This is a genomic window from Streptomyces sp. NPDC097595 (genome assembly GCF_044761525.1).
In the GTDB taxonomy this organism is placed as follows: Bacteria; Actinomycetota; Actinomycetes; order Streptomycetales; family Streptomycetaceae; genus Streptomyces; species Streptomyces drozdowiczii_A.
This window is the reverse complement of record NZ_JBIWCN010000010.1, coordinates 115,553-140,194: the sequence shown is the minus strand read 5'-3', so window position 1 is coordinate 140,194 and position 24,642 is coordinate 115,553. Positions and strand designations below refer to the sequence as shown.

29 protein-coding genes and 2 pseudogenes are annotated in these 24,642 nt (G+C 70.9%); 13 read left to right on the top strand and 18 right to left on the bottom strand.

The window, feature by feature from the left end:
• Positions 1-86: 86 nt before the first annotated feature.
• On the top strand, positions 87-719 hold the full coding sequence (locus ACIQZN_RS17770; RefSeq protein ID WP_403994148.1) for a 1,4-alpha-glucan branching protein: 633 nt from the start codon (positions 87-89) through the stop codon (positions 717-719).
• 33 nt (positions 720-752) lie between these two features.
• Here the strand turns inward: ACIQZN_RS17770 and ACIQZN_RS17765 are convergent, their stop codons facing one another.
• A complete protein-coding gene (locus ACIQZN_RS17765; RefSeq protein WP_403994145.1) occupies positions 753-2,159 on the bottom strand; it encodes an MFS transporter in 1,407 nt (468 codons plus the stop codon).
• A gap of 149 nt (positions 2,160-2,308) precedes the next feature.
• On the opposite strand from ACIQZN_RS17765, the gene ACIQZN_RS17760 reads away from it, so the two are divergent.
• The gene (locus tag ACIQZN_RS17760; RefSeq protein ID WP_403994142.1) at positions 2,309-2,632 is read left to right on the top strand and encodes an ArsR/SmtB family transcription factor; all 324 of its coding nucleotides are present in this window, start codon (positions 2,309-2,311) and stop codon (positions 2,630-2,632) included.
• A gap of 18 nt (positions 2,633-2,650) precedes the next feature.
• Here ACIQZN_RS17760 and ACIQZN_RS17755 read toward each other — a convergent pair whose 3' ends face one another.
• Both ACIQZN_RS17755 and ACIQZN_RS17750 read right to left on the bottom strand, forming a co-directional pair.
• On the bottom strand, positions 2,651-3,070 hold the full coding sequence (locus ACIQZN_RS17755) for a PIN domain nuclease (protein ID WP_403994139.1): 420 nt from the start codon (positions 3,068-3,070) through the stop codon (positions 2,651-2,653).
• The gene (locus ACIQZN_RS17750) at positions 3,070-3,312 is read right to left on the bottom strand and encodes a type II toxin-antitoxin system VapB family antitoxin (protein WP_403994136.1); all 243 of its coding nucleotides are present in this window, start codon (positions 3,310-3,312) and stop codon (positions 3,070-3,072) included. Before ACIQZN_RS17750 ends, ACIQZN_RS17755 begins: the two co-directional genes overlap by 1 nt.
• A gap of 36 nt (positions 3,313-3,348) precedes the next feature.
• Between ACIQZN_RS17750 and ACIQZN_RS17745 the strand changes: the two are divergent.
• Together ACIQZN_RS17745 and ACIQZN_RS17740 are read left to right on the top strand one after the other, a co-directional pair.
• A pseudogene (locus tag ACIQZN_RS17745) lies at positions 3,349-3,555 on the top strand (DUF664 domain-containing protein); the annotation flags it as partial.
• A 190-nt stretch (positions 3,556-3,745) separates the two neighbouring features.
• Entirely contained in the window at positions 3,746-4,762 is a 1,017-nt protein-coding gene (locus ACIQZN_RS17740) for a PP2C family protein-serine/threonine phosphatase (protein ID WP_403994133.1), read from the top strand.
• Positions 4,763-4,766: 4 nt separating this feature from the next.
• On the opposite strand, the gene ACIQZN_RS17735 is transcribed toward ACIQZN_RS17740, so the two are convergent.
• Together ACIQZN_RS17735 and ACIQZN_RS17730 are read right to left on the bottom strand one after the other, a co-directional pair.
• Positions 4,767-5,606 (bottom strand): hypothetical protein, encoded by an 840-nt coding sequence (locus tag ACIQZN_RS17735; RefSeq protein ID WP_403994130.1) that lies wholly within the window; start codon positions 5,604-5,606, stop codon positions 4,767-4,769.
• A gap of 279 nt (positions 5,607-5,885) precedes the next feature.
• The gene (locus tag ACIQZN_RS17730; RefSeq protein WP_403994127.1) at positions 5,886-6,563 is read right to left on the bottom strand and encodes an SGNH/GDSL hydrolase family protein; all 678 of its coding nucleotides are present in this window, start codon (positions 6,561-6,563) and stop codon (positions 5,886-5,888) included.
• 88 nt (positions 6,564-6,651) lie between these two features.
• On the opposite strand from ACIQZN_RS17730, the gene ACIQZN_RS17725 reads away from it, so the two are divergent.
• Positions 6,652-7,284: a TetR/AcrR family transcriptional regulator gene (locus ACIQZN_RS17725; RefSeq protein WP_403994124.1), complete on the top strand. Its 633-nt coding sequence runs from the start codon at positions 6,652-6,654 to the stop codon at positions 7,282-7,284.
• 28 nt (positions 7,285-7,312) lie between these two features.
• Here ACIQZN_RS17725 and ACIQZN_RS17720 read toward each other — a convergent pair whose 3' ends face one another.
• On the bottom strand, positions 7,313-8,710 hold the full coding sequence (locus ACIQZN_RS17720; protein WP_403994121.1) for an MFS transporter: 1,398 nt from the start codon (positions 8,708-8,710) through the stop codon (positions 7,313-7,315).
• Positions 8,711-8,882: 172 nt separating this feature from the next.
• Positions 8,883-9,545 carry a TetR/AcrR family transcriptional regulator gene (locus ACIQZN_RS17715; protein WP_403994118.1) on the bottom strand — a complete coding sequence of 221 codons (663 nt, stop codon included), beginning with the start codon at positions 9,543-9,545 and terminating at the stop codon, positions 8,883-8,885.
• 70 nt (positions 9,546-9,615) lie between these two features.
• On the opposite strand from ACIQZN_RS17715, the gene ACIQZN_RS17710 reads away from it, so the two are divergent.
• Positions 9,616-10,392 (top strand): MBL fold metallo-hydrolase, encoded by a 777-nt coding sequence (locus ACIQZN_RS17710; protein WP_403994115.1) that lies wholly within the window; start codon positions 9,616-9,618, stop codon positions 10,390-10,392.
• 19 nt (positions 10,393-10,411) lie between these two features.
• Here ACIQZN_RS17710 and ACIQZN_RS17705 read toward each other — a convergent pair whose 3' ends face one another.
• On the bottom strand, positions 10,412-11,053 hold the full coding sequence (locus ACIQZN_RS17705) for a maleylpyruvate isomerase N-terminal domain-containing protein (protein WP_403994112.1): 642 nt from the start codon (positions 11,051-11,053) through the stop codon (positions 10,412-10,414).
• Positions 11,054-11,171: 118 nt separating this feature from the next.
• On the opposite strand from ACIQZN_RS17705, the gene ACIQZN_RS17700 reads away from it, so the two are divergent.
• The gene (locus tag ACIQZN_RS17700) at positions 11,172-12,047 is read left to right on the top strand and encodes an IS5 family transposase (RefSeq protein WP_403994110.1); all 876 of its coding nucleotides are present in this window, start codon (positions 11,172-11,174) and stop codon (positions 12,045-12,047) included.
• Positions 12,048-12,060: 13 nt separating this feature from the next.
• On the opposite strand, the gene ACIQZN_RS17695 is transcribed toward ACIQZN_RS17700, so the two are convergent.
• The 5 genes and pseudogenes from ACIQZN_RS17695 to ACIQZN_RS17675 form a co-directional block, all read right to left on the bottom strand.
• Positions 12,061-12,492, bottom strand: a complete 432-nt coding sequence (locus tag ACIQZN_RS17695; RefSeq protein ID WP_403994107.1) for a hypothetical protein — start codon at positions 12,490-12,492, stop codon at positions 12,061-12,063.
• Between the two features lie 147 nt (positions 12,493-12,639).
• A pseudogene (locus ACIQZN_RS17690) lies at positions 12,640-12,840 on the bottom strand (MerR family transcriptional regulator); the annotation flags it as partial.
• Between the two features lie 24 nt (positions 12,841-12,864).
• Entirely contained in the window at positions 12,865-13,797 is a 933-nt protein-coding gene (locus ACIQZN_RS17685; RefSeq protein ID WP_403994104.1) for an erythromycin esterase family protein, read from the bottom strand.
• A gap of 84 nt (positions 13,798-13,881) precedes the next feature.
• Positions 13,882-14,148, bottom strand: a complete 267-nt coding sequence (locus ACIQZN_RS17680) for a DUF397 domain-containing protein (protein ID WP_403994101.1) — start codon at positions 14,146-14,148, stop codon at positions 13,882-13,884.
• Positions 14,129-14,971 carry a Scr1 family TA system antitoxin-like transcriptional regulator gene (locus tag ACIQZN_RS17675; protein WP_403994098.1) on the bottom strand — a complete coding sequence of 281 codons (843 nt, stop codon included), beginning with the start codon at positions 14,969-14,971 and terminating at the stop codon, positions 14,129-14,131. Before ACIQZN_RS17675 ends, ACIQZN_RS17680 begins: the two co-directional genes overlap by 20 nt.
• A gap of 113 nt (positions 14,972-15,084) precedes the next feature.
• Between ACIQZN_RS17675 and ACIQZN_RS17670 the strand changes: the two genes are divergently transcribed.
• The 4 genes from ACIQZN_RS17670 to ACIQZN_RS17655 are packed head-to-tail and all read left to right on the top strand — an operon-like array spanning position 15,085 to position 16,795.
• Complete coding sequence (locus ACIQZN_RS17670; RefSeq protein ID WP_161212111.1) at positions 15,085-15,321, top strand: hypothetical protein; 237 nt, start codon at positions 15,085-15,087, stop codon at positions 15,319-15,321.
• Positions 15,318-15,557, top strand: coding sequence for a hypothetical protein (locus ACIQZN_RS17665; protein WP_073964713.1), 240 nt, complete (start codon positions 15,318-15,320; stop codon positions 15,555-15,557). The genes ACIQZN_RS17670 and ACIQZN_RS17665 overlap by 4 nt, the downstream gene beginning before the upstream one ends.
• Positions 15,558-15,559: 2 nt before the next feature.
• The gene (locus ACIQZN_RS17660; protein ID WP_403994093.1) at positions 15,560-15,970 is read left to right on the top strand and encodes an amidase; all 411 of its coding nucleotides are present in this window, start codon (positions 15,560-15,562) and stop codon (positions 15,968-15,970) included.
• A 9-nt stretch (positions 15,971-15,979) separates the two neighbouring features.
• Positions 15,980-16,795 carry an inositol monophosphatase family protein gene (locus ACIQZN_RS17655; protein ID WP_403994091.1) on the top strand — a complete coding sequence of 272 codons (816 nt, stop codon included), beginning with the start codon at positions 15,980-15,982 and terminating at the stop codon, positions 16,793-16,795.
• A 158-nt stretch (positions 16,796-16,953) separates the two neighbouring features.
• On the opposite strand, the gene ACIQZN_RS17650 is transcribed toward ACIQZN_RS17655, so the two are convergent.
• The 4 genes from ACIQZN_RS17650 to ACIQZN_RS17635 all read right to left on the bottom strand — a co-directional run bounded on the left by ACIQZN_RS17650 (position 16,954) and on the right by ACIQZN_RS17635 (position 22,545).
• Positions 16,954-18,525, bottom strand: a complete 1,572-nt coding sequence (locus ACIQZN_RS17650; protein WP_403994088.1) for an FG-GAP repeat domain-containing protein — start codon at positions 18,523-18,525, stop codon at positions 16,954-16,956.
• A 329-nt stretch (positions 18,526-18,854) separates the two neighbouring features.
• Positions 18,855-20,381, bottom strand: coding sequence for a PTS transporter subunit EIIC (locus tag ACIQZN_RS17645; protein WP_403994085.1), 1,527 nt, complete (start codon positions 20,379-20,381; stop codon positions 18,855-18,857).
• A gap of 208 nt (positions 20,382-20,589) precedes the next feature.
• The gene (gene murQ, locus ACIQZN_RS17640; protein ID WP_403994083.1) at positions 20,590-21,546 is read right to left on the bottom strand and encodes an N-acetylmuramic acid 6-phosphate etherase; all 957 of its coding nucleotides are present in this window, start codon (positions 21,544-21,546) and stop codon (positions 20,590-20,592) included.
• An 81-nt stretch (positions 21,547-21,627) separates the two neighbouring features.
• The gene (locus tag ACIQZN_RS17635) at positions 21,628-22,545 is read right to left on the bottom strand and encodes a MurR/RpiR family transcriptional regulator (protein ID WP_403994080.1); all 918 of its coding nucleotides are present in this window, start codon (positions 22,543-22,545) and stop codon (positions 21,628-21,630) included.
• A 98-nt stretch (positions 22,546-22,643) separates the two neighbouring features.
• On the opposite strand from ACIQZN_RS17635, the gene ACIQZN_RS17630 reads away from it, so the two are divergent.
• Together ACIQZN_RS17630 and ACIQZN_RS17625 are read left to right on the top strand one after the other, a co-directional pair.
• The gene (locus tag ACIQZN_RS17630; RefSeq protein ID WP_164629784.1) at positions 22,644-23,036 is read left to right on the top strand and encodes a hypothetical protein; all 393 of its coding nucleotides are present in this window, start codon (positions 22,644-22,646) and stop codon (positions 23,034-23,036) included.
• A 4-nt stretch (positions 23,037-23,040) separates the two neighbouring features.
• Positions 23,041-23,310 carry a DUF4031 domain-containing protein gene (locus tag ACIQZN_RS17625; RefSeq protein ID WP_403994077.1) on the top strand — a complete coding sequence of 90 codons (270 nt, stop codon included), beginning with the start codon at positions 23,041-23,043 and terminating at the stop codon, positions 23,308-23,310.
• A 12-nt stretch (positions 23,311-23,322) separates the two neighbouring features.
• Here the strand turns inward: ACIQZN_RS17625 and ACIQZN_RS17620 are convergent, their stop codons facing one another.
• Complete coding sequence (locus ACIQZN_RS17620; protein ID WP_403994074.1) at positions 23,323-24,555, bottom strand: Cmx/CmrA family chloramphenicol efflux MFS transporter; 1,233 nt, start codon at positions 24,553-24,555, stop codon at positions 23,323-23,325.
• Between the last annotated feature and the right edge of the window lie 87 nt (positions 24,556-24,642).

Genomic DNA, 24,642 nt, shown 5'->3' with positions numbered 1-24,642 from the left:
ATAGGCTCAACCTAGCGCGCGGGTCTGACAGCGCCCCCACGCGCAGGGCAACCAGCCGTCCACGCGACCCACGGGAGACCTTCGGCATGGCCGTCATCCACCGCACCACCCTGTCGCCGACCAAGCTCGAACTGCTCACCGCCTGGCTTCCCACCCGCCCTTGGTACGTGGGCCCCGCGCGCCCCTCCCTCGTCAAGTCCGGCGGCTTCCGGCTGGACGACCCGCAGGGTGAGGTGGGCATCGAGTTCATGGTGGTCACCGACACCTCGGGCGACGAGCCGGTGCCGTACTTCGTGCCGCTCACCTACCGGGGCGCCGCGCTCGCCGGGGCGGAGGACGCCCTCATCGGCATGACCACGCACGGCGTGCTCGGGAAGCGCTGGGTGTACGACGGCTGCCACGACCCGGTCCTGGTGGAGCGGCTGTTCGCCCTCCTCGACGGCCGCGCCGAGCCGCAGGCGCAGAGCGAAAGCGACACCCCGGACCGGACGATCACCCATTCCGGAGCCGGCGGCTCCCTCGGCGACGCGGCCGCGAGGGCCACGGACAACCCCACGGGTACGTATCTGTCGACCAGGGACGCGACCCTTCGCGTGAATCGCCTCCTGCGACCCGCCGTGGCCGGTCCGGAGGGCGCGAACGGGCATGTGTCGGGCCCCTGGCGTACGCCGGAGGACGCGGAGGTGCGCGGCGTGTTCGCGGAGCTGCGTACGGCGTAGGGCTCGGCGGGCCCCTCAGGCCCGTCGTTCCCCTCAGGCCCGTCGTTCCCTGCGGGACAGCGTGACGACGGCCGCCAAGAGGGCCGCGCAGACGGCCGCCATCGCCCAGAGCAGCGTATGGAAAGCGGAGTCGTAGGCGGCGGGGTACGTTCCGGTGCCCTGCCGTCCGGTGGCGAGGCCGGCGACCGCCGAGCCGAAGACGGCCACGGCGACGGCCTCGCTGCCCAGGCGGAGGGTGTTGAGGAAGCCGGCCGCCATGCCGGCCTTCGCGGGGTCGACCAGGGCGAGGGCCTGGGCGTCCACCAGCCCGGCCGAGAGACCCATCCCCGCCCCGGTGAGCAGCATGGGCACGGCCATGGCGAGCGTGGAGGTGTCCGGGCCGAGCAGCAGCAGGGCGAGGTCGCCGATCACGAGGAAGCCCAGCGATGCCAGGACCACGGTGGTCGCGGGGGTGCCGCGTTGCACCAGTCGCGCGCCGGCGAGGGGCAGGGCCAGGACGGGCAGCGTCAGCAGCAGCATCGTCGCCCCTGCCGTGGACGGGCTGTCTCCGGCGACGGTCGTCAGATACGTCGGCCGGTACGTGAGCTGCGTGACGAAGCCGAACGAGGCAGCCACGGGCACCAGGCAGTACGCGAGGAACGCCTTGTCCCGCAGGACGGACAGGTCGAGCAGCGGGGCCTCGGTCCGCCGTGAGTGCGCGGTGAACAGCGAGAGCAGGACGAGGGCGACGGCGAGCAGGCCGAGCGTGCCGGGCGCGGTCCAGCCCCACTGCGAGCCCTGCACGATGGCGTACGTGAGCGCGAGCATCGCGAGGACGAAGACGGCGGCGCCGCGCAGGTCGAGCCGGGGTGCGCCGGCGCCGCGCGGTTCTTCGACCGTACGCGCCACGGCGGGCAGGCAGAGGAGCACGAGCGCCAGGGCCAGGGCGTGCAGCCCGAAGATCCAACGCCAGCCGAGGCCGTCCACGGCCGGTCCCGAGACGGTGGGGCCGAGCGCGACGCCGATCCCGGCGACCGTGCCGAACAGCGCGAACGCCTTGGCGCGGGCGGCTCCGTCGAAGGCCGTGGAGATGATCGCGCTCCCGCAGGCGAAGAGCGCCGCCCCTCCGATGCCGGCGACCGCGCGGGCCGCGTCGAGCACGTACACATTGGGCGTGACGGCGCAGGCGACGGACGCGGCGGTGAAGATCGCGGCGCCTGTGGTGAAGGCGCGGAGGCGGCCGACGAGGTCGGCGAGCGAGCCCCAGACGAGGGTGCAGCAGGCGAAGGCCAGGTTGAACGCGTTCACCACCCACTGAAGGGATGCCGAGCCCGCGTGGAGGTCGGCGCCGATGGCGGGCAGCGCCACGGCGGTGCCGGATATCGAGGTCGGCACCACGAAGACGGCGAGCAGGACGACCGCGAGCGTCAGCCCCTGCCGGGCGGGGGCGGTCTGTTGCACGAGAGGGCTCCGGGAGTGAGGGGGCAGGCGAGGGCGGCCAGGTACGAGGAATCTCGTACCTGGCGCGGGATAGACTGGCACGACGTCAGGTACGACGCAAGTAGTACCTTGGTGGCGGGGGCCCGTCATCGAAGCGGAGGAGGTGCGTCATGCCGGACGCCGAAGGGCATCCGACCCTTGAGGAGATGGAGCTCCAGGCCGTCATGAAGGCCCTGTCCGACCCCATGCGCTACCTGGTCGTGGCGACCCTGGCCGCCCAGCCGGACGGCACGGAGCGCTCCTGCACGTCGTTCGGCCTGCCCGTCTCCAAGTCGACCCGGACGCACCACTTCCGTGTCCTCCGCGAAGCGGGCCTGGTCCGCCAGGTGGACCGCGGCAACAGCCGCATGGCCCAACTCCGCCGCGCGGACATCGAGTCCCGCTTCCCGGGCCTCCTGAAACTCATCGCGGACAGCGCGGAGCCGGTGACGTAGTGGCCCGGAGGCCCCCGCTCAGCGGTCGGCGCTGCCCGGGGGGACGACCCACTCGGCGGGCTGGCCGGTGAGCGAGGCGATCATGTCGAAGTCGCCGTCGTAGTGCAGGACGGTCAGCCGGTTCAGCTCCGCGGTCGCGGCGATCAGCAGGTCCGGGAGTGACAGGGCCCGGTGGGAACCGGCGTGGAGGGCGTGGCGCTGGATCTCCAGGGCACGGGCGAAGGTGTCCTCCGTGACGTGGAGGTAGTCGAAGGCGTGCAGCCAGGTGCTGATCCTGGTCGCCTCGGAGCTGTCCCGGGCCGAGTGGACCATCTCGTACTCGGTGGGTTGGCAGACGGTGAGCAGATATCGCTCGTGCAGCGGCTTCAGCACCTGCTTGACGGCAGGCTTCGTCCAGCGTGCGAGCGCGGACTTGTCGATCAGATAGCGGTCCTGCATCAGGCGGCCCGGCCGCCCTCGCGCTTGAGACTCCCGTCGGCGTTGCGGGGGCCCGTGGTCTCGACGATCTCGCTGAAGTCGAGCTCCCCGGCGTCCATGGCGTCGAAGCCCTCCTGCCGGAGGTGCCGCTTGACCGCGTCCTCCATGGCCAGGCGCACTGCCTGGGCCTTGGTCTTGGTGCCGAATATGCGCATGGCCTCGGCGACCATGGCCTCGTCGAGGTCAATGACGGTCCTGGCCATGTGCGTGCTCCTCGCTGTCGACCCGAGAACAAAACGATATCACTCCACCTGATTGCACGATATCGTTCTGGGCTCGTTGTGTGTGAGGTCTGGAAGCTCGACGGGTTGTCCGAGTGCGACGCCCGCCGGCCGCTGACGGCGACCGGGACCAATCTGCTCGGTCTCGTGAAGCATGTGGCCACCGTCGAGGCCCGGTACTTCGGTGAGGTCTTCGGGCGGCCTTCCCCCGAGCCGCTGCCCCGGCGGCGCCGGTCGAGGTGTAGGCGAGTCCCGCACCGGGAAGCGCGCCGGGACGAGGTGGGCGCGCCGTTCACCAAGAGCCCGTTTCGTCCGCTTCGTGGCATTCTGAGGCGGGTCGAGTGGTGCGGAGGTGGCAGTGGGAAGGCGCTGGGCGCGGGTGGTCGGGTCGCCGACGGGGTTGCCGTTGGCCGTCATGCTGGGGACTGCGGTCGTGGACGCGGTGACCGGGCCCGAATACAACCTGCTGCCGGTTTACGCCGCAGGCCCCGCGATCGCCTCCGCGCGGGGGTCCGTGCGCAACGTCGCGGCGATGGGTGGCGTCGCCGTCCTCCTGTGTCTGCTCTTCGCGTGGAAGGCCGACCGGTTCGGCCATCTGCGCATGTGGATCGCCCTGTTCGCCGTCGCGTACGTCACCCTCGCCTCCGCCTACGCGGCCTGGGCGCGCCTCAAGGTCGAGCGGCGGCTCATCGACGTGGGGGATGTGGCCCGCACGCTGGAGGACGTGCTGTTCACCCCGGTCCCCCCGGCGATCGGGCCGGTCCGGCTCGCGACCTCGTACGTCTCCGCCAGCCGCGCCACCCGCCTCGGCGGGGACCTGTACGACGTGGAGCCGTGCTCCGGCGGTGTGCGGCTGATCGTCGGGGATGTCCAGGGCAAGGGGCTGGACACCGTGCGCTGTGCTTCGGTCGTCCTGACCGCCTTCCGGGAGGCCGCGCCCGGGGCTGGGGGGCTGGCCGACGTCGGCCGCCGCATCGAAGCGGCCCTGGAGCGCAGGACCGACGGCCGGCGTTTCGTGACCGGGATTCTCGCGGAGATCGGGCCGGACGGCGGTCTGCTCGTGTACAACCACGGTCACCCGCCGCCCCTCCTCCGCACACGCGACGGCGAGGTCGTGTCCGTCGCGTCGGACGAACCGGTCCCGCCCTTCGGACTTACGGGGCTGACGGGCCCCGCCGACCTCCGGGACAGCGTCGCCCGGGCCACGCTGCACGTCGGCGACCGGCTGTTCTTCTACACCGACGGCCTGAGCGAGGCCCGCGACGGAGAGAGGCGCTTCTACCCCGTCCGCGAGCGCGTCACACCGCTGTTGACGGCCGACGAGCCCGAGGAAGTCCTCCGTCTCGTACGCGCGGACGTCGCCGCCTTCACCGGCGGCCCGCCCGACGACGACTCGGCGCTGCTCCTGGTGGAGTTCCGGGGTTCCGCCTGAGCGGTCAGCGCTTGGGGCGGTCCGACTTGGGGATCAGGCCCGCGCGTACGGCTCGGGCCTGGGCGTGGACCTGTTGGGCGGGGAGGGCCGGGGTCGCACGGGTGGGTTTGCCCGCGCAGGGGCGGCACTTGCCGCCGGGGAGGGCTTCGGGGGTGCCCGGGACGCGGCACTCGCTGCATTCCAGGGTGCGCAGGACCGGGTGCGGTTCGCGGGCCGGGGGAAGTTTCGTCTGGAGGCGTTTGGCGACGAAGGCCGCCGGGTGGTGGATGGGGCTCGGGAGCCCGGTGGTGAGGGCCCGGAGGACTTCGGGCTCCGTGGCCCCCCTTCGCAGCCACTCCGACGCCTGCGGTTCCAGCGCCACGCACTCCCGGTGCGACAGCGACAGTACGGGGGCCTGGCGCCCCAGGGCCGCGAGCAGGATGAACGCCCGTGAGCGCGTTTCCCGTTGGGCCTCCTTGGGTACGTCGCCCCGGCTGAAGCCCGCCCACCAGGTGTCGTCCCGCGCGGTGCGGGAAAAGAACGTCCGCGTCACCCACAGCAGGTTGTCCCCGCTCGCCACGCACTCGCTGCCCCGGCGCAGGTGCCCCGCCTCCTGGAGGCGGTTCAGCGATGTCCGGACGGCGCACTGCCCGTACGGAAGCGCTTTGGCCAGCGCCTTTACGGAGATGTCGGCGCCGTCGCACAGTCCGTCGATGTACGCCGCGATGGCCGCGTCACGGGGGTTGAGGTGCGTGAAGTCCTGCCCCGTACGCGGGCGTTGGTCCGGCGCTGAACGTTTGCCGTAACCGGGGTTCGCCATCGGGTGGTGGGGGAAGGGCGCGCTACTAGACTGGTCGTCAGCCATCTGATCGTCTCCGTCAGCCTTCGATCGAGGTGGTCAGGCCCCTGGCGGTGTGGCAACACTGGCGGGGGCCGTCTTAGGTCTATGTCCTCGCTGAAGCTAAAGCGTGCCTACCGTCCGTCGCAACTCGATCGCGAAAAGTGAACCCTTGCGGGTAACGGGGGCGGGTGGGTGGGTACAAACCCTCCCAACCATTCCACTCAAAGAGCGCTCGGAACTCGGGGCTTGAGCCCCGGGAAGGGTCCGGGACCGGCCCCCTTCGCCCGCACGGGTCGGACGGTTTCAGGTGCGCGTGTTCAGGCTGATCGCGCGGCTCAGACCCTTGGCCATCTCCGCCGCCATCACCGCCTGCCCCGAGGTCGAGAAGTGGATGCGATCCGCGCTCAGCAGGTCCTCTCGGCTGTTGACGGGGTGATCCCACATGTCTATGACAACAGCCTCGTATTCGGCGGCCAGGCCGCGAGTGATGTCGTTGACCGTGGATACGCGCTCGCTCCAGTCCGGGAAGACGGGAATGACGTATGCCTTGCCCAGGGTGAACGTCGTCAACTGAGCCCCGGTTTGCGAAGCCAGTTCGTACATGCGCCGGAGTCTCTGCTCGATCTCGTCGAACTCCGGCTTCCGGCGTACCAGGTCGTTGGCGCCGCACGGCAGGTGGAGGAGGTCCGGTCGGAACTCCAGCGCCCGGCCGATCTGGTTTTCCAGGGTCTGCGCCGTCGTCGCACCGTCCACGGCCGTGCTCAGGTACTCCAGGTCCGGCTGTACGCGGCGGAGGACGTCGGCGAACCTGTCGGGCCAGCCCTTGTCCTCGTAGCCCGGGCTGGGGTCCCCGGTTCCGGCCGACAGGCTGTCTCCGATCACGACGAACCGGCGCCAGGGGGCACCGGAGAGAAGCGCTGCGGCCTCCGGCCGGGACAGGCAGAACGGGTCGGACTCCTCGGTGCGGTGAGTGGAAGTCATGATGAAAGAATACGTACGGTCGTATGTATTAGCAAGGGTCGGCCGTCCGCACGGAGTGGGGCTCGTCAAACGATGTACGATCGACCGTATGGAAAGAGTGACGCCACCAGAGCATGCGGAAGTCACGGACAAGCGCCTTCTGCGCGGCGCCCGCACTCGGAAGGCCGTGCTCCGTCAGGCGGTCGACGTCGCCTCGCTGGAAGGTCTCGGCAGCATCAGCTTCGGCCACCTGGCCCTCGCTACAGGGCTCAGCAAGGCGGGAATCCAAACCCTTTTCAAGACGAAGGAATCCCTTCAGGTCGCGACCGTCGCCTTCGCGCGCGAGCTCTTCGTCGACGCCGTGATCCGTCCAGCCGGATCGGCTCCCCACGGTGTCACCCGGCTGCGCGCCCTGCTCGATCACTGGATCGTGTACGCCGAGACGCCACTCTTCCCCGGCGGATGTTTTCGGGCCGCGAATCTCGCGGAGTTCGACAGCCACCCCGGTCCGGTCCGTGATGCGCTCCTCCACGATCAGCGTGAATGGCGCGAGGTCATCGCGGCCGAATTGCGCTGCGCCCTGGAGGCCGGTGAGATCGCCGGTCTCGACGTCGAACTCACGGCCTTCCAGATCGATGCGCTGCTGTGCGCCGCGAACACGGACCTTCGGTTCGGGGACGCCGATGCGGCAGGCAAGGCCCGCCGCATCATCGAAGGGCTGCTCGTCGCTCCACCCCGCTGACCACGCCGGGGCCGCTGATGCCGGGGCGTCAGCCGGTGGACGGCTGCTTTTTCGGAAGCAGGAAGACGAGTACGGCCGCCAGTACCGCGATGGCGAACGTAGCCAGGGACGACATGGCGAAAGCGTGGCCCGCGGCCTCGCTCCTCCCGTCCGTCCCGGGGCGGAAGCTGTTGAAGAAGACCGCTCCGATCACGGCGACACCCAGCGCGCCGCCGATCTGCTGGGCGGTCGACAGGGCCCCTGACGCCATACCCACGGTCTCCGGTGCGAGCCTGGTCAGCACGGTGTTGAGCAGGGGGGTGATGAGCAGTCCGCCGCCCACGCTCTGCAGCATCAGGGTGGGAATGACCAGCAGGGGTGTCAGTCTCGGGCCGGAGAGCAGGGTGACCGCGGTGGCCAGATAGCCGACGGCGAGCAGCACCGCGCCGATCTCCAGGACGCGCCGGCCGTACTTCGGTACGAGCCGCCCCGCGATCTTGCTGAACACGAAGAAGGTCACCGCGGCAGGGGTGTACACCAGCCCCGCGCGGAGCGCCGACATGCCGAGCCCTTCCTGCATCGAGACGGACAGGGCGAGGTAGTACGAGGTCAGTAGTGCGTACACGGCCAGGACCAGGATGATCCCGAGGGAGAACGAGCGCTGCGAGAAGAGGCTCAGCCTCAGCAGCGGGTCTCCGTCGGCCTCGTCGATGCGGCGCTCCAGCGCGACGAACAGGGCGAAGGCGGCGACGCTCGCGGCCAGGCAGGCCCAGGTCCACCAGGGCCAGCCCGCCTCGCGTCCCTGGATGAGCGGGAATGTGAGCAACAGGAGGGCGGCGCTCAGGGTCGCCATGCCCGGGAGGTCCAGCCGGCGGGTGCCCTCGGCACGGGACTCCGGTACGTACTTCGACGCGAAGGCGATCGTGGCGATTCCGATCGGCACGTTGACCCAGAACACCGACCGCCAGCCGGTGCCGAAGAGGTCGGCGCCGATCAGCAGACCGCCGACGAGTTGGCCGCCCATGGTCGCCAGGCCGATCACGATGCCCAGGGTGCCGAACACGCGGTGCCGTGCCTTCTCGGGGACGACGAGCGTGATGACGGCGAAGACCTGGGGCACCATCAGGGCCGCGCCCAGGCCCTGGACGATGCGGGCTCCGATGAGGGTGCCCGGATTCTGAGCCATGGCGCAGCCCAGGGAGGAGAGGGTGAAGACGGCCGCGCCGGTGGTGAAGATCCGCTTGCGGCCGTACAGGTCGGCGAGCCGGCCGCCGGTGATCATGAATACGGCGTAGCTCAGCTGGTAGCCCGCGAGGATCCACTGCAACCGTCCGGCGGACGCGCCCAGGTCGGCCTGGATCGCGGGACCCGCCACCACGACGATGAACGAGTCGAGGATCGCCATGAACATCCCGACCATGACGACCGACACGGCGGGCCACGGCACCGCAGGAGCGGTTTCCGGACCCGTTGGGAGGGCTTCTGCTTCGGCACTCGTCACGGCTGCATCCCCTTCTCGTCCTTCCGCTCAGCGCTGGACATGCCGGTCCGTGAAGCAGCGCAACGAAGTCGGCGGCGGCCGGCATCGGGGAAAGTGTACGCACGGCCGTATGTTTAGTTCAATCGTGTTGCGAGGCCGGCCCGCTCCCGCCCGGAAGGGCCGAGGTGAGCATGTCGGTCAGCCAGTCCTCGTAGGTGTCGGCGTCCCAGCCCCGGGCGACGGTGAGCTGGGTGTACAGGTGAGGGCCGGTCAGGGCCCACCAGGAGTCGGCCAGGTGGGCTGTGTCCGCGTCCGGGGGCAGGGCGTCCGTCCCGGCGAGGTGGGTGACGAAGGCCGTCACGCCGGTCAGGCGTTCCTCCTCGCTCGCGGCGAGGACCTGGGCGACCTCGGGGCCCGCCTGGGTGAGGAGCGCGGACAGGGCGGCGAGGCGTTCGTGGACGCCTCGGACGAAGGCGGCGTACAGGCGGAGCTTGGTGCGGGCGTCGCGCGTGGTGAGGACGGCCTGGAGCTGGGGGCGCTCGGCCATGGTGAGCGGTTCGTCGTCCCCGGCCAGCGTGACGTCCCACAGCGCCTTGAGCAGTCCGGGCTTGCCGCCGAAGGTCTTGTAGAGGGTCTCGGGGGAGACGCCCGCGCGCTCGGCCACCGCGCGGATGGTGGTCGCCTGGTAGCCGTCGCGGAGCAGCAGCTCACGGCACGCCGCCAGGATCGCGGCGCGGTTGCGGCGCGCGGCCTCCTGTCGGCGCCCCGAATCGTACGGTTTGCGTGGAGTCCCGCTGGGCATCTCGCTCGCCTCCCCAATCCATTACAGTCGACTGTATCGAAATGTGTCCGCCCTCGCTCCGGAGGACCGCATGAACCGTCCCACCCGCCCCGACCGGCGCGTCGCCCCCGGCGTGGACCGGCTCGGTGACGACGTCGTCAACTTCTACCTGGTCGAGGAGGTCGACGGACTGGTCCTGGTCGACGCCGGGCTGCCGGGCCACCTCAAGCAGCTGCGCGCGCACCTGGCCGGCTCCGGCCGCTCCATGGCCGACATCCGCGCCGTGCTCCTGACCCACGGACACCCCGACCACACCGGCCTGGCCCCCGCCCTCCGGGAGGCCGGTGCCGACATCTGGGTCCACGAGGGCGACGCGGCGATCCTGCGCGACGGCCCCCGCAGTGCCATGCGCCACGCCAAGCCGGAGCGCTCGATGCTGCCCTACCTGCTGCGTCGGCCCGCCGCGATCGGCACCCCGCTCCACCTCGCCCGCGCGGGTGCGTTCACCGCTCCCGCCACGCCCGGCGTACGCACCTTCGGTACCGATGGGCGGCTGGCGGAGGTCCCCGGCGCACCGAGGGCCGTCCTGCTGCCCGGCCACACCCCGGGCAGCGCCGGATATCTGTTCCCCGAGCGCGGACTGCTCTTCACCGGCGATGCCCTGGTCACCCAGGACGGCCTGACCGGCCACACCGGCCCCTCCCTGGTCTGTCGCGGCTTCACGCACGACAGCCGCGCCGCCCTGGCCTCGCTCGACCGGCTGGACGCACTCACCGGGGCGAGCCTGATCCTCCCCGGCCACGGTCTGCCCGTCACCGGTGACGTCCGCACCGCCACCGGCCGGGCCCGGCGGACCGGCGCGCGCTGAGCACGATCCGTGGGACCGCCTACAGGACGCGCAGGGCTTGGCCGGCGTCGCGTTCGCGTCTGGCCAGCGCGTGCATGACCGCTTGATCGCCGTGCCGTTCGCGGGCCGCCGCGACGAGTACGTCGACCGCGATGGCCAGGGCGGCTTCGTGCGCCGAGCAACGAGTGCCCACGCTCAGTGCCAAGTCCTCCAGGTGAACCGCCAGTTCGACGCAGCGGGTCTGGAGGTAGCCGTCGAGCAGCATCTCCTCTCCCGGCCGGTGGAGGACGGAGACCCGCCGGTCGGCGGGCTCCTTGCCCAGCCGGTCCGCCAACCGTTGCCACGCGGCATGCGCCTCCTCCGCGACGGCGGCGGGGCCGGCGGCGGCCGTCTCCTCGCCCCGTGCCCGCACGCCGACGTTCAGCGAGGAGCCGGGAACGGTCGTGCCCGCGAGTCTGGCGTAGTAGTGCACCGGGGACACCGGTTCCGCGCCGGCCACCGGGCCATCGAGGAACCACTCGACCTGCAGAACGCTGCGTGCGAGGTGTCCGGCGAGTCCGCCCACCGACATCCCCGGCAGCACGGACTCCTCATCCCAACTCCTCGCCACCCCTTCGGTGGCGAGGAGTTGCACAGCCTGTTCGGCGGCCAGTAGGTACGCCTTGCGTGTCTCCGTAGTCATGCGGGCATCTTGCCCAGGCGAAGACCACAGCGGCGAAGCGGTCCGCATGTCGATCGACGGCCTCGCGCACTAGGCCGTGTATCGAAAGTGGATCTTGAGCTGTGAATGATCACAGTTCATGGGTCGGGGTGATCTCACGGACGAGCAGTGGGCGGTGTTGGAGCCGTTGCTGCCGCAGGGGATGAAGGCGGGGCGGCCGCCTGTCTGGTCCCGGCGGCAGTTGATCGACGGCATACGTTTTCGAGTCCGGACAGGTGTTCCGTGGCGGGATGTCCCCGTCGAGTACGGACCATGGGGCCGGATCTACGACCTCTTCCGGCGGTGGCAGCGGAACGGCACCTGGCACCGGGTCCTCACCCGTCTTCAGTCCCTGGGCGACGCGAAGGGTGCGATCACGTGGGACCTGAGCGTCGACTCCACCGTGTGCCGTGCCCATCAGCATGCGGCCGGGGCACGAAGGCAGGGCGACCTGCAGAAGGAACCGCCGGGCGGAGTCTTTGCTGAGCCCGGTGATCACGGGCTGGGGCGCTCGCGCGGCGGGTTCACCACCAAGCTGCACCTGGCCGTCGAGCAAGGCCAAAAGCCCATGTCGATCGTGATCACGGCCGGACAGCGAGGGGACTCGCCGCAGTTTGAACCGGTACTGGAGAAAGTCCGCGTGCCACGCATCGGGCCGGGCCGGCCACGGATCCGTCCCCGTCGGGTGCGTGCCGACAAGGCGTACGCCTCCCGCAGAAACCGTGCTTACCTCCGCCGTCGCGGGATCCGCTGCACGATCCCGGACAAGGCTGACCAGGCCCGCAACCGCCAGAAGCTCGGCTCCAGCGGCGGCCGACCGCCACATTTCGACCCGGCCGACTACCGCAAGCGTCACGCGGTCGAGTGCGGGATCAATCGCCTCAAGAGACACCGTGCCGTCGCCATGAGATACGACAAGCTGGCGGTCCGTTACGAGGCGACCGTCCTGATCGCTGCCATCAATGAGTGGCTGTGATCGGCGCCTGTCGCTAGAGCTCGTAGTCCTGGGCCAGCTCCTCCCAGCGAAGGCTGCGCAGCAAAAGGTCGGCGTCCTCGCCCGACGGGACGTCCAAGCCGGTCTGGAACCAGATCACGGTGAGAGCGGAACGGTGCAGTACGGGGTCGAGTTCAGGGGCGACCGCTGTTGAGCGGAAGGCGCCGATACAGGCCACGGAAGGCAGCACCTCAACGGGGCCGAAAGCGCCGGCAGTCCCGTCCCGGTACTCGCGGGAGGGCGGAACCAGATGGACCGGCGTGGAGGTAAACGCACGTTCAGCCTGCCTCTGGAGGCTCCTGACCTTCATCTCGTTGACGGCCTTGCACGGGTAGCCCTCCAGCATCCCTCCATAGGTCGAAGACATGCGCAGCTCGGTGAGCTCGATCGAACGTCCAGACGTGAGGGCTATGTGACTCAGCGACATGCCGACACCCTATGTGCAAGATCCACTTTCGATACACGGCCTAGAGCCAGGGGGCGCCCGGTCCGGCCCCGACCACGTGTGTGCCGAGCCGCAGCGGAGTCCCGACGTCCGGATCAGCGAAGTTGACCCCGGCGGCGCCGACGCGGATCAGGTACTCGCCGGGCCCCGGGGCAGGACTTCCCTGATCAGCCGCACGGGCAGCCCGGACTCCAGCAGCGAGCGGATGACGAGCACCCGGTCGACGGTCGTCTGGCAGTAGTCACGGAATCCGTTGCTGAAACGGCCGGGGACGATCAGGCCCTCGTCCTCGTAGTGCCGTAACGACCGCGCGCTCACACCGCTGACTCTGGAAGCCTCCCCGCGCGGCCGCCCTCAGGGCAGCGGCCGGTACGGGGTCACCTCTTCGGTGTGGATGACGGCGTCGAACCAGGTGGTGAGTGAGGCGCCGGACATGTGGTGGGACTCGTCGTGTCGGGGGTCGTACGTCGGGCCGATCAGGCGGGTGCGGGTCGGGGCGTCCAGGACGCGGCGGACTGGCTCGGGGCGGGGGAGGGTCAGGTCCAGGAGGTAGGCCGGCCTCTTCCCGGCGGCGGCGCTCAGTATGCCGTCGACGAAGTCCGGGTTCGGCGCGAGCAGGGGTTGGCCGATCGAACCGTGCGCCAGGGTCAGGCCGATGGACCGGAAGCCCGTACCCAGGCGCTCACGCAGGTAACCGCCCATGTTCTGGTGCGTTTGCGGGGGCTCGGTGGGGGATACGGACACGGTGCGCGGGTCGCCGATGGCGGTGTGCGCCATGCCGCCCCAGTAGACGACCTTGTCCCCCGTGTGCCGCTGCCACCAGGCCGCCCCGTCTGCGAGTGCGCGTTCCGCTTCTGCCAGGGTGCGCGCCTGTGCGGTCGGTGGTTCCGCGAGCCGTACCGGGTCGTCCGGGTGGCGTTCGTTGTACGCCCGCAGCCACCGTACGAGTTCGAGGATTTCCCCGGTCCGCCAGAACGCCCGGGCCTCCGCCAGCATGGCCGCCGGGTCACCCTCGCCTGTAACGACGTACGCTGCCAGGCCGAGCTTGCCGGGGTCGTCGCCCTCCAGGACGACGCTCCGGAACCCCTCTTCCTCCACCAGCAGGCGCACGATCCGGTGCGCCGTCTCCGACAGTTCGCGTGTCTGCCGACTGGCGGCCCCCAGCGCCACGATCTTGGCGTCGCGCACCAGTGGGGCGAGTGGGCGCAGGTCATCCAAGGGCTCGTCGGGCTTCTTCGCCGTGAGCGCGTGGGAGTTCTTCCTGATCCAGTCCGTAGCTGTCTGCATGAACGAGATCGTGTTGCCTCAAGTATGGTTGAGGTCAAGGGGCCGGTACCACTGTGGCCGTCAGTGGTACCGGCTGTCGTCGCGTCAGGCGTGCTTCAGGTCGGTGACGAACTGCTGCCAGGCGGTCGTTGCGAACACGACCGCCGGGCCGTCGGTGACCTTCGAGTCGCGGACGGGGACGACGTCCGGGACGCCGTCGAGGACTTCGAGGCAGTTGCCGCCACTCCCGTCGCTGTACGTGGACTTGCGCCAGGTGGCGACCTCCACGCAGTCACCGCCGCTTGCGCCGCTGTAGCTGGACTTGTACCAAGTGGCTGCGGACAGGTCGTAGTTAGAACTGTTGTTCCTCATGGTCGTAATCCTCCGCCACCGACTCGATCAAGGCCAGAGACGCTGCCGGTGAGAGCGCGCTGGCCACCACCAGATCGTAGGTCAGTTCGTAGTCCTTCACGGTTCCTGGGTCGTCGAGGAGTTGGCCTGCTCCGAGGCCGTCCAGGTAGGCGAGTGGGGGAGCGTCGCTGAATGCCATGAGCTTGAGTCCGCCGCCCATGGCTGCGTGACCGCCAGCGTCAAACGGCAGTACTTGCACGATGATCCGACGTTGTTGGACCAGGGAGGCGATGTGGCGGAGAGCTCCTGCCATGCACGCGGGCCCGCCGACCTTCCGGCGTAACACCGATTCGTCCAGTACGACCCACAACAGCGGCACTGTTGGATCGGCGAGGAGCTGTGCCCGCTCCAGACGAGCTGCCACCAGTTCTTCGATCACGCCGTCTACTGCCGTGGGCTGGTACTCCCGGAACACCGCCCGCGCGTACGCCTCCGTCTGCAACAGGCCCGGGATGAGCTGCGGCGCGTACTCCTTGATCTCCGTCGCGCGGGCTTCCGCCTCCGCCGCTTCCGCGAAGTGATCCGGGTACTTCGACTTCTCCAAAGCCGCACAGTTGCGCTTGAAGAAGCCATCCGCGTTCAGGATCTCGTCGAGCCTGAGCGCCTGGTCCATCTGCATGCGGCGGCTGCCGTCCTCCAGTTGGCCGATGAAGGAGCCGCTGACGAACAGCAGGTTGCCCAGATCGACCTGGGAGAGGTTCGCGCGTTCTCTTCGGTGGCGGAGCTCGGAGCCCAGCAGGGCGCGAGGAGACGAGGCGGGGTCTAGCTTCTTGGGACCTGGCATGACAACTCCCTGTTACACACGTGCGTTTGTTGGGCCTGCGCCTCTTTCAGGCTAGCGAGAGAATCACCACTCTGGGTATGCATCGTCATTACTCAGCGTGGAAGGAATGGATCATGACGACAACGGAACGGCGCAGAGCGGCAGTGGCGAAGATTCGGGAGGCGGAGGAGGTGGTGGCGTTGCTGAGGGAGGGTTTCGCGCGGGCCGGGGTGAAGCTGCCCTCGCTGCGGATCGACGCGGCTTCGTGTGCGGGTGAGGACCCGGCGGTCCTGGTGGACCTGGGGCGCTGCAATCTCGCGGCGGCGCAGCAGCTCAGCCGGGTGCTGGAGGAGAAGGCGGCGGCGTCGTGACGGGCGGGGAGGGCCTGGAGGCGTGTACGCCGGAGCCGGGGTCGTTCGCGGTGGACGTGCGGGACGGGCGGATCGGGCGGGTGCTGGGGCGCGTGGGGCCGTACGTGCGGCTGCGGCCGCCGGGCGGCGGGGTGGTGTGGGACTGCCCGGCCGACTCCGTACGGCAGGCCCCGCCGGGGGCGGTGCTGCGGGCGCGGGTGACGGAGATCAACCGGGAAGGGCAGTTGCCGAGGTGACGGTGCCTTCCAGGGGGCACCGGTTCACGTTGATCCACTGCCCCGTGGGGCGGCGGCCGCGCCCGGACTGCCCGGAGTACGAGGCGATCAGGGAGGCCCCGCCGCAGGGGTGCCGGGTCGAGGAGTTCGGCGCGTACTTCGGTCTCGCCTGCGAACGGCAGGGCGCGACCCTGCTGGACGCGGTGGCCGAGGTGTGCGCCGAGATCCGCACCGGGCACGGCCTGCTGATGACCGATCTCGGAATCGAGAAGCTGTGGGAGTGGTCGTCGGACGGCACCGACGGGTGGGGCGCGGAGATCGTGGGCCAGTTGCTCCTGATGGCGGCCGAGCGGGGGCCGAAGCTCGGGTACGGGGTCGAGGACCTGGTGCGGTTCCTGCGCACGGCCGCCGGGCCTTCACTGAGTGACCGCTAGCCTGCGGAGATGGTGACCATGGACAGTGACGCGCAGGTGGCCCTTCGGGCCGCGTCGGCGGGTGCGGCGGTCGTACGCGAGATGTACGGGGCGTCGCTGACGCGGTACGAGAAGGGCGGCGGTGACTTCGCCACGGCCGCCGACATCGCGGCGGAGGAGGCCGTCCTCGACGTGCTGCGCGCGGCGCGGCCCGATGACGCGGTGACGGGCGAGGAGAGCGGGGCCGGCGGGGCGGCCGGGGCGGCGCGCCGGTGGCTGGTGGACCCGTTGTGCGGGACGCTCAACTACGCGGTGGGCAACATGCTCGTCGCGGTCAACGTCGCGCTCCGGGACGCCTCCTCCTCCCGCATCACGGCGGCGGCCTCCGCCGACCCGTTCAGCGGCGAGGTCTTCTGGACGGACGGGGCGGGGGCGTGGGTCCGGGGGGCGGACGGGCGGGACGACCGCCTCATACCCTCGGCGGGGTCCCGGCTGGTGGACCTGAACCTGGACCCGCCGTTCCCGCATGCGCCGGGGTTCCGGGCGGTGGAGCTCATGGCCAGGCCGGAGTTCGTCGCCGGGTTCCGGCCGCGCGTCGTCTCCAGCACGGTGGCCGTGGCGTGGGTGGCGGCGGGGCGCCGTGCCGCGTACCTCACGGACGGCGGGCCCGGCCTCCGCCTGGACAGCGTCCACTTCGCGGCGGGCATCGCGCTGTGCGAGGCGGCGGGGTGCGTGGTGACGGGGATCGACGGCTTGCCGGTGGACGAGGGCGCGGGCGGGCTGGTCGTGGCTGCGGACCGGGAGACGCACGGGGTGCTGCTGGGGCTGGCGCAGGGGCAACGGTGAGCGGCGCTCGGTGCGTCGCCCACACGAACGTGGGACGCTGAAGCAAGCGGCCCCGCGCCCTTCGACGTCACGCTGGCCACGGACGGCTTTCCGGTCTGAGACCTACGACGAAGGCGCCCTCCCGCGCATCCGCGAGGAGGGCGCCGGCGGCGCGGTGATCAGTACAGGCCGTTGTAGATGTTGAAGCCGTAGCCGATCTGTACGCGCTTGCTGATCGTGCCGGTCCCGGTGGACGTGTAGCGGTACAGGTCGCCGTAGCCGTTGACGCCGACCAGGTCGGCCCTGCCGTCCCCGTTGATGTCGCCGGGCGCGGCGAACTTGTTGTAGATGTCGAAGCCGGAGCCGATCTTCACGCGCGCCTTCAGCGGGGCGGACGCCTGGCCCGTGCCCGCGTACAGGTACAGAGTGCCGTCCTTGGCGATGGCCACCACATCGGTCCTGCCGTCGTCGGTGAGGTCGCCGGCACCGACGATGTGGCGGTACGTGCCGTAGCCGTAGCCGACCTTGATCTTGGCGCCGAATGAGGTGAGGCCGTTGCCCGGATACAGGTACAGGTCGCCCTTGGTGTCGCGGGCCAGCAGGTCGCCCTTGCCGTCACCGCTCAGGTCGCCCGGCCCGACGAGATCGTCGTAGGCGCCCCAGCCGCTGCCGAAGGAGTGGTCCCCGATGGTCAGCCGGCCGTCCTTGACCCAGAGTTCCTCGGGTCGGCCGTCGGCGTCGAGGGAGGAGACGAGCCGCCTCATCGGCCCGGCCTCGGCGACGTTGCGGAGCCCCCGGGGGGCGAACTGCCCGTTGTTCTTGGAGTCGTACCACCACCAACGGTGGTCGTCGGTGGTGCCCACGGCTTCGTGCTTGCCGAAGTCGGGGTTGCCGCCCTGGCCGACGAACAGGGCGGCCTTCTGCCAGCCGAAGGCATCGGCGACACGCGTGCGGAAGCTGCCCCGACCGGTGGACCGGTAGATGTACGTGTCGCCGTTCGGCAGGCGGCCCATGAGGTCGCCGTGGCCGTCTCCGTTGAGGTCGTCGACACCCACGAGCTGGTTGTAGATGCCGAAGCCGTAGCCGATTCTCTTGGTCGGCGTCTTGAAGGGCTTCGCCGCGTCGCCGGTGCCCGCGAAGAAGTACAGGTCGCCAGCCCTGGTGCGGGTGACGACATCGCCGAACCCGTCACCGTTGCTGTCGTTGAGGCCGACGATCTGGTCGTACGTCTCCCAGCCGGAGGCCACCTTGACCGCGGGCGCGAAGGGCTCGCCCCTGATGGCGCCGGTGGAGGCGTGGAGGTAGACGTCGCCGGAGGGCGTGCGCGCGAGGAGGTCGTTGCGGCCGTCACCGGTCAGGTCGCCGGGGGAGAGGATCTTGTTGTACTTCTGCCAGCCCTCACCGGACCATGTGGCAGGGGAGGCGCTCTCCTCGCCCGCGCTCGGGTACAGCGTGAGCGTGCCGGTCGCGGACAGCGTGACGAGCGCGGGCGGGCCGTCGGAGTCGAGGTCGCCCAGCGGGATGATGTCCTTCTGCATCTCCCGCTCGTCGGTGGCGGGGATCCGGAACGGGTAGTCGGGGGTGAACCCCCCCGCCTTGACGTACAGGACGCCGTCCACACCTCGGTAGAGGAGGTCGTTGTCGCCGTTGCCGTTCAGGTCCAGGCGCGGTTTCGTGCCCGTGGCCGGCGTCTCGGGGCCGCCGGAGCCCTTGGAGGCGTCGTCGGCCGAGGCCGGAGCCGCCAGCAGCATGCCGGCGGCGAGAACGAGTGCGGTGCAGGCCGAGATCCGTCTCGCGCGCTTCGCGCGTGCGAGACCGAGACGGCCGGGTGTAGCGGAAGGCAATGTCCCCCCAGGGATTCTCCGCGCATGGGTGTCACCAGCGGGACGGGAGTGATTCAGGCTTGAATCAGCTGGTGTTCACATCGACCCGCGCCGCCCCTCATTGGAGGGGGCGATTTCCAGCCATCCCTGGTGCAAGGTTTCGGCCGTGTCCCTCGGTGCCGGCAAGAACTGAGCCGTGACGACGGAGCGGCGGCACCCCTGGGTGAGGGGTGCCGCCGCTCCGTTCGGTGTGGGTCTCAGACCGCCGCCGGCGCCTTCGCCGTTTCGGAAGGCGTGGCCGGGGCCGGAGTCGCCGCCGGGGCGGCGGGCTCCTCCTGGCTCACGTTGAACTCCGCCAGGAGCTCCTTGCTGAAGCCGAAGAAGTACGTGGCCAGGAAGCCCGCGAGGTAGCCGACGACGAGGCCGCCCGCGTAGATCGCGATCGTGGCGCCCAGGCCGTGGTTGCCGTCGAGGAGGGGGAACAGGGCCCAGCCGGAGGGGCCGATCGCCGTGGAGCCGACCGCGTCACCCAGCTGGTTGAAGAAGCCGACGAACGCGCCGCCGAACGCGCCGCCCACGCAGGCCGTGATGAACGGGCGGCCCAGCGGGAGCGAGACGCCGTAGATCAGGGGCTCGCCGACGCCGAGGAAGCCGGCGGGCAGGGCGGACTTGATGGTCTTGCGGATCGACTCGTTGCGCGGGAGGCGGAAGTACGTGGCGATGGCCGCGCCGACCTGGCCGGCACCGGCCATGGCGAGGATCGGGAGCAGGACCGTGTAGCCCTGCTGCTCGATCAGCGTGGTGTGGATGGGGATCAGCGCCTGGTGCAGGCCCAGCATGACGAGCGGGAGGAAGAAGCCGCCGAGGATCAGACCCGCGCCCGCGCCGCCGTTGGAGAGCAGCCAGTCGGCGAAGTCGCCGATCGCGGTGGAGACCTCACCGGCCACGTACATCAGGCCGAAGATCGTGACCAGGCCGGAGATGAGGACCGTCAGCGTCGGCGTGACCAGCACGTCCAGCGCCTCCGGCACCCAGCGGCGGCACCACTTCTCCACGTACACCGCGAGCACCGCCGCGCCGAGGGCGCCGAGGACGCCGCCCTGGCCGGGGGAGAGCTTCTGGCCGAACGCCTCGATGTTCGCGACGCCCGGGAAGACGATGATCGCCGCGACCGCACCGCCCAGGATCGGCGTGCCGCCGAACTCCTTCGCGGTGTTGTAGCCGACGAAGACCGCGATCAGGGCCATGAAGCCGGAGGCCATCGCGGCGAGCGCCGGGGTGACCGACGGCAGCCATTCGAGGTTGACCAGCAGGCCGTTGAGACCGGCGATGATGCCGCAGCCGATCAGGGCCGGGATCAGCGGCACGAAGATGTTGGCGATCTTGCGCAGGAACAGCTTGAACGGGGTCGCGTTCTTCGCCTTGCGGGCGGCCCTCATCTCGGCGCCCTGCGCGGCCAGCTCCTCCGCCGTGAGCGGGGCGGCGTCGGCCGGGGCCGGGGCGGGAGCCGGGGCCTCCGCCTTGCCCTCCTCGACCAGCTTCTCGAATTCCGGCGTGACGCGGGCGACCGTACCGGGACCGAGGACGATCTGGTACGTGTCGTCCTCGACCACGCCCATGACCGCGGGGACGGCCTTCAGCGCGTCGTCCTGGACGAGCGAACGGTCGTGCAGCCCGAGCCGGAGCCGGGTCATGCAGTGGGCGATGGAGCTGACGTTCGCGGCGCCACCGACGAGCGGAAGGATCGCGGCGGCAGTGGCGCGGTTCTTGTCTTCTGTAGCCATGGTGCGTGGTGCCTTGCTGTGCGGGGGACGTGGTGCGGTAGGGCCTGTCCGGCGGATCAGGGTCGGGTAGGGCGCGGCGTCTGGTGCGGTGCATCGCAAGGCGCCGGGGCGTCCTCATCGCGGAGCGATTAGGGCGGTTCGGCAACGCGGCGAGGTGCCGTGCCAGACGCCGCGCCCCCGGCCCTGATCCGCCGGACAGGTCCCTAGGTCAGGTGGTGCGGGGGGCGGCGGCGAGCGCGGCGCGGAGGTGGCCGTTCGACTCGGTCAGGAGCGTGGCGGCCGTGGGGCCGTCGACCTGGCCGAGGATCGTCAGGATGGCGTTCTTCACCTCGCCGTCCGTGGCGGCGAGGGCCGTCTCGATCTCCTCGTCGGACGCGCCCGTGGCCAGCGCGACGATGCGCCGGGAGCGGGCCCGCAGCTTCTCGTTGGAGGCACGCACGTCGACCATGAGGTTCCCGTACGTCTTGCCGAGGCGGATCATCGTGATGGTCGAGATCATGTTGAGCACGAGCTTCTGGGCCGTGCCCGCCTTGAGGCGGGTGGAGCCGGTCAGCAGCTCGGGGCCGACGACGACCTCGATCGGGTGCTCGGCGGCGGCGCCCAGCGCGGAGTCCGCGTTGCACGACAGGCCGAGGGTCAGGGCGCCCTTCGCGCGGGCGTGCTCCACGGCCCCGATCGCGTACGGCGTACGGCCGGAGGCGGAGATGCCGACCACCGTGTCGTCGGCGGTGAGCTCCAGCGCCTCCAGGTCGGCGGCGGCCAGCTCCTTGCTGTCCTCCGCGCCCTCGACGGCGGTGACCATGGCGGACGGGCCGCCCGCGATCAGGCCGACGACATCGGCCGGGTCCGTGTTGAACGTGGGCGGGCACTCGCTGGCGTCCAGCACGCCCAGCCGGCCCGCGGTGCCCGCGCCCGCGTAGATCAGCCGGCCGCCGCGGGCCATGCGCTCGGCGGTGGCGTCGATCGCGGCGGCGATCTCGGGCAGCCGCTCGGCGACGGCGGCCGGGACGGTCTGGTCCTCGCCGTTCATGATCCGGGCGATGTCCGCGGTGGCCAGCCGGTCGATCTCGGCGAGCTCCGGGCGGAACGCCTCGGTGGTGAGGGTCGCGAGCTCGGCGCGCAGCTCGCCGTAGCCGTCGGGGGTGGCGTCGGTCAGGGAGGTCATGGAGGGCGGCTCTGCTTTCTCGTACGGCGTGCGGGTGCGGGGGCGGGTGCGGGGCGCTGCCGGAGGGCGTCCGGGTGACGGTCAGCGGGTGTGGCGCGGGGTGTGGCGGTGGGCCAGCGCCTCGTAGGAGGCGGCGAGGGCCGGGGCAGCCGTCTCGTACGTACGCTGGGCGACGCCTATGAACAGGCAGTCCACGACCAGGAGCTGGCTGGTGCGGCTCGACATCGCGGCCGGGCGCAGCTCGCTCTCGCGCGCCGTGGACGTCGTCAGCACGTGGTCCGCGTACTGCGTGACGGGGCCGTCGGGGCGGCCGGTGATCGCGACCGTCGTCGCGCCCCGGTCGAAGGCGACGCGCAGCGGCTCTATGACGTCGCCCGTCGAGCCGGAGTGCGTGATCGCGATGGCCATGTCGCCGGAGCGGAGCTGCACGGCGTTGGTCACCGCGAGGTGCGGGTCCGTGTGGGAGTGCGCGATGAGGCCGATCCGGGACAGCTTCTGGGCCAGGTCCTGGCCGACGAGGGAGGACGCGCCCACCCCGTAGATGTCGATCCGGCGGGCCGTGGCGGCGGCGGCGACCGCGGCGCCCAGCTGCACCGTGTCGAGCCCGGCGGCGGTGTCGGCGAGGGTCTGCTGCTCGTCGTAGGCCAGCTTGGCGACCACGTCGGCGATGGGGTCGTCCACCGCTATGTCCGCGGTGACGGCGGGGGCGCGGCCGGACTCCTGGTGGGCGGCGAGACCGGCGAGCGCGAGGCGCAGGTCGCGGTAGCCCGGATACCCCAGGAGGCGGGCGGTGCGGACCACCGTCGCCTCGCTGGTGCCCGTCAGCTCGGCGAGACCGGTGACCGTCAGGGCGGCGCAGCCCGCCGGGTCACCGGCGACGGCCTCGGCGACGCGCTGCATCGAGCGGGTCATGGACGGCGACAGCGTCCGCACCTTGGCGGCGAGGGCCGCCGGGGCCGGAGGCGAGTCCGTGAAACTTTCCTTCAGGTCATTGGTCACCCTTGAAAGATATTTTCAAGCCCCGGGCCCGTCAACCCTCTTTGGTGTGACCTTTGGCAGAAGCCGTTGACGCCGCCATACGGGTGGACAATGGCTGCATGGAGCAGAATCCGCCGGAGTCCGACCGGCCCGACCGCCTGGAGCAGGCGCTGCACACCGCCCGGGCCCTCGTCATGGCCGACCTCGCCGCCGGAGACGTCGCCGAGGCGCAGATCGTGTCGATGGTCGAGGACGCCGTGACGCATCGCCGCTGGTGGGTGGAGCAGTGGCCGGAGGGCGCGGAGTTCGTCGTCGGCCTGGTCGCCCAGGACGTCCAGGACGCGCTCCTGGAGCAGTACGGCCGCTGGCCGCTCTGCCCCGTCTGCGACGCCGGCGACCCGCACGCGCTGGACGTCGAGCCGGAGCTCGGGCCGCACCCGCACTGGGTCTGCACCAAGGCCGCGGTGGCGGTCGCGCCGGTCGGCGCGCTCAGCGGCATACTCCGGCGGTGAGGCGATGACGCTCTACATCGACCCGCCGACCTGGCCCGGGCACGGGCGGCTCTGGTCGCACCTGGTCAGCGATGTGTCCTTCGAGGAACTGCACGCCTTCGCGTCGTCCATCGGCGCCCCGGCGCGGGCGTTCGAGCGGGACCACTACGACATCCCGGAGGCGCGGTACGAGGACGCGGTACGGGCCGGGGCCCGGGAGATCGGCTCGAAGGAGCTGGTCCGGCGGCTGACCGAGGCCGGTCTGCGGCGGCCGAAGGGACGCCCGGCCCCCTGACCGCCCCCGGGCTCAGCCCGTCGCGCACTCCGTCGACTCCACCGGCGCCCCCTTGGGCGCCCCCGCCCCCTGCGCCACCAGCCGCGAGGCCGCCGAGCCGCGCGCCCGCTGGAGCCGCAGCGAGAACACCACGGTCACCAGCGCCGCCACGGTCATCGCCGCCCCGGCCCAGGCCGTCGCCTCGAAGCCGAAGTCCGCGTCGATCACCGTGCCGCCGAGCCACGGGCCGCCCGTGTTGCCCAGGTTGAACGCGGCGGTCGTCGTCGCCCCGGCCAGCGTCGGCGCGGCGCCCGCCACGTTGAACATCCGGGCGTTGAGCGCGGGCGCGGTGTAGAACGCCGACAGGCCCAGCAGGAACGACAGCGTGATCACGGCCGCCTGGTTCGACGCGAACATGGCCAGCGCCGCCAAGAACACCGTGGACGCCGCGATGCCGCTCAGCAGCACCCCGAAGAGGTGCGCGTCGGCGACCCGGCCACCGATCGTCGTACCGACCAGGGCGCCCACGCCGAACAGCGCCAGGACGGTCGGCACCCAGCCCGAGTCCAGACCGGCCACGTCCGTCAGCAGCGGCGCGAGGTAGCTGAACGCGCAGAACACACCGCCCGCCGCGAGCGCGGTGATCACGATCGACAGCCACACCTGGCGGTCCCGGTAGATGCCCATCTCCCGCTTGAGCTGCGGCTTCTCGGCGGGCAGCGGGATGCGCGGGATCAGCGTCGTCACGCCCACCAGGGCCACCGCCGAGGCCGCGCCGACCGCCCAGAACGCCGACCGCCAGCCCAGGTTCTCGCCGAGGAACGCGCCCAGCGGCACGCCCAGCACGTTCGCGATCGACAGCCCGCCGATCATCACCGCCATGGCGCGCGCCCGCGCGTTCACCGGCACCATCGCGATGGCGACGGCCGCCCCGACCGCCCAGAAACCGGCGCACGCGAACGCGCTGACCACGCGGGACGCGAACAGCACCTCGTACGTCGGCGCCAGCGCACCCGCGACCTGGCCGAGGCCGAAGACCGAGATCAGCGCGATGAGCGTCGTGCGGCGCGGCAGCCGCAGCGTCGCCACGGCGAGCAGCGGGGCGCCGACCACCATGCCGATCGCGAACGCGGATATGAGGAGTCCGGCGCGCGGAATCGACACGTCCATGTCGTCCGCGATCGGGGGCAGCAGCCCGGAGAGCATGAACTCGCTCGTGCCCAGAGCGAAGACCGAGAGGCCGAGGATGTATACGGCCAGAGGCATACGGGAAGAGGTGCGCACGGCGGAGTCAGGCATGACAGGTGGCAACAGCGGAAACGTTCGTGACATTCCCCGGGCGCCGCGCGTCGG

Excerpts from the sequence above, each read along its gene's own strand:
- ACIQZN_RS17670 (WP_161212111.1), top strand. The coding sequence starts at position 15,085 with ATGACGACAACGGAACGGCGCAGAGCGGCAGTGGCGAAGATTCGGGAG.
- ACIQZN_RS17770 (WP_403994148.1), top strand. The coding sequence starts at position 87 with ATGGCCGTCATCCACCGCACCACCCTGTCGCCGACCAAGCTCGAACTG.
- ACIQZN_RS17755 (WP_403994139.1), bottom strand. The coding sequence starts at position 3,070 with ATGCAGGACCGCTATCTGATCGACAAGTCCGCGCTCGCACGCTGGACG.
- ACIQZN_RS17710 (WP_403994115.1), top strand. The coding sequence starts at position 9,616 with ATGAACCGTCCCACCCGCCCCGACCGGCGCGTCGCCCCCGGCGTGGAC.
- ACIQZN_RS17645 (WP_403994085.1), bottom strand. The coding sequence starts at position 20,381 with ATGGCTACAGAAGACAAGAACCGCGCCACTGCCGCCGCGATCCTTCCG.
- ACIQZN_RS17650 (WP_403994088.1), bottom strand. The coding sequence starts at position 18,525 with ATGCTGCTGGCGGCTCCGGCCTCGGCCGACGACGCCTCCAAGGGCTCC.
- ACIQZN_RS17620 (WP_403994074.1), bottom strand. The coding sequence starts at position 24,555 with ATGCCTCTGGCCGTATACATCCTCGGCCTCTCGGTCTTCGCTCTGGGC.
- ACIQZN_RS17725 (WP_403994124.1), top strand. The coding sequence starts at position 6,652 with ATGGAAAGAGTGACGCCACCAGAGCATGCGGAAGTCACGGACAAGCGC.
- ACIQZN_RS17730 (WP_403994127.1), bottom strand. The coding sequence starts at position 6,563 with ATGACTTCCACTCACCGCACCGAGGAGTCCGACCCGTTCTGCCTGTCC.
- ACIQZN_RS17655 (WP_403994091.1), top strand. The coding sequence starts at position 15,980 with ATGGTGACCATGGACAGTGACGCGCAGGTGGCCCTTCGGGCCGCGTCG.
- ACIQZN_RS17750 (WP_403994136.1), bottom strand. The coding sequence starts at position 3,312 with ATGGCCAGGACCGTCATTGACCTCGACGAGGCCATGGTCGCCGAGGCC.
- ACIQZN_RS17705 (WP_403994112.1), bottom strand. The coding sequence starts at position 11,053 with ATGACTACGGAGACACGCAAGGCGTACCTACTGGCCGCCGAACAGGCT.
- ACIQZN_RS17625 (WP_403994077.1), top strand. The coding sequence starts at position 23,041 with ATGACGCTCTACATCGACCCGCCGACCTGGCCCGGGCACGGGCGGCTC.
- ACIQZN_RS17760 (WP_403994142.1), top strand. The coding sequence starts at position 2,309 with ATGCCGGACGCCGAAGGGCATCCGACCCTTGAGGAGATGGAGCTCCAG.
- murQ (WP_403994083.1), bottom strand. The coding sequence starts at position 21,546 with ATGACCTCCCTGACCGACGCCACCCCCGACGGCTACGGCGAGCTGCGC.
- ACIQZN_RS17630 (WP_164629784.1), top strand. The coding sequence starts at position 22,644 with ATGGAGCAGAATCCGCCGGAGTCCGACCGGCCCGACCGCCTGGAGCAG.
- ACIQZN_RS17740 (WP_403994133.1), top strand. The coding sequence starts at position 3,746 with ATGCTGGGGACTGCGGTCGTGGACGCGGTGACCGGGCCCGAATACAAC.
- ACIQZN_RS17700 (WP_403994110.1), top strand. The coding sequence starts at position 11,172 with ATGGGTCGGGGTGATCTCACGGACGAGCAGTGGGCGGTGTTGGAGCCG.
- ACIQZN_RS17685 (WP_403994104.1), bottom strand. The coding sequence starts at position 13,797 with ATGCAGACAGCTACGGACTGGATCAGGAAGAACTCCCACGCGCTCACG.
- ACIQZN_RS17695 (WP_403994107.1), bottom strand. The coding sequence starts at position 12,492 with ATGTCGCTGAGTCACATAGCCCTCACGTCTGGACGTTCGATCGAGCTC.
- ACIQZN_RS17715 (WP_403994118.1), bottom strand. The coding sequence starts at position 9,545 with ATGCCCAGCGGGACTCCACGCAAACCGTACGATTCGGGGCGCCGACAG.
- ACIQZN_RS17675 (WP_403994098.1), bottom strand. The coding sequence starts at position 14,971 with ATGCCAGGTCCCAAGAAGCTAGACCCCGCCTCGTCTCCTCGCGCCCTG.
- ACIQZN_RS17735 (WP_403994130.1), bottom strand. The coding sequence starts at position 5,606 with ATGGCTGACGACCAGTCTAGTAGCGCGCCCTTCCCCCACCACCCGATG.
- ACIQZN_RS17680 (WP_403994101.1), bottom strand. The coding sequence starts at position 14,148 with ATGAGGAACAACAGTTCTAACTACGACCTGTCCGCAGCCACTTGGTAC.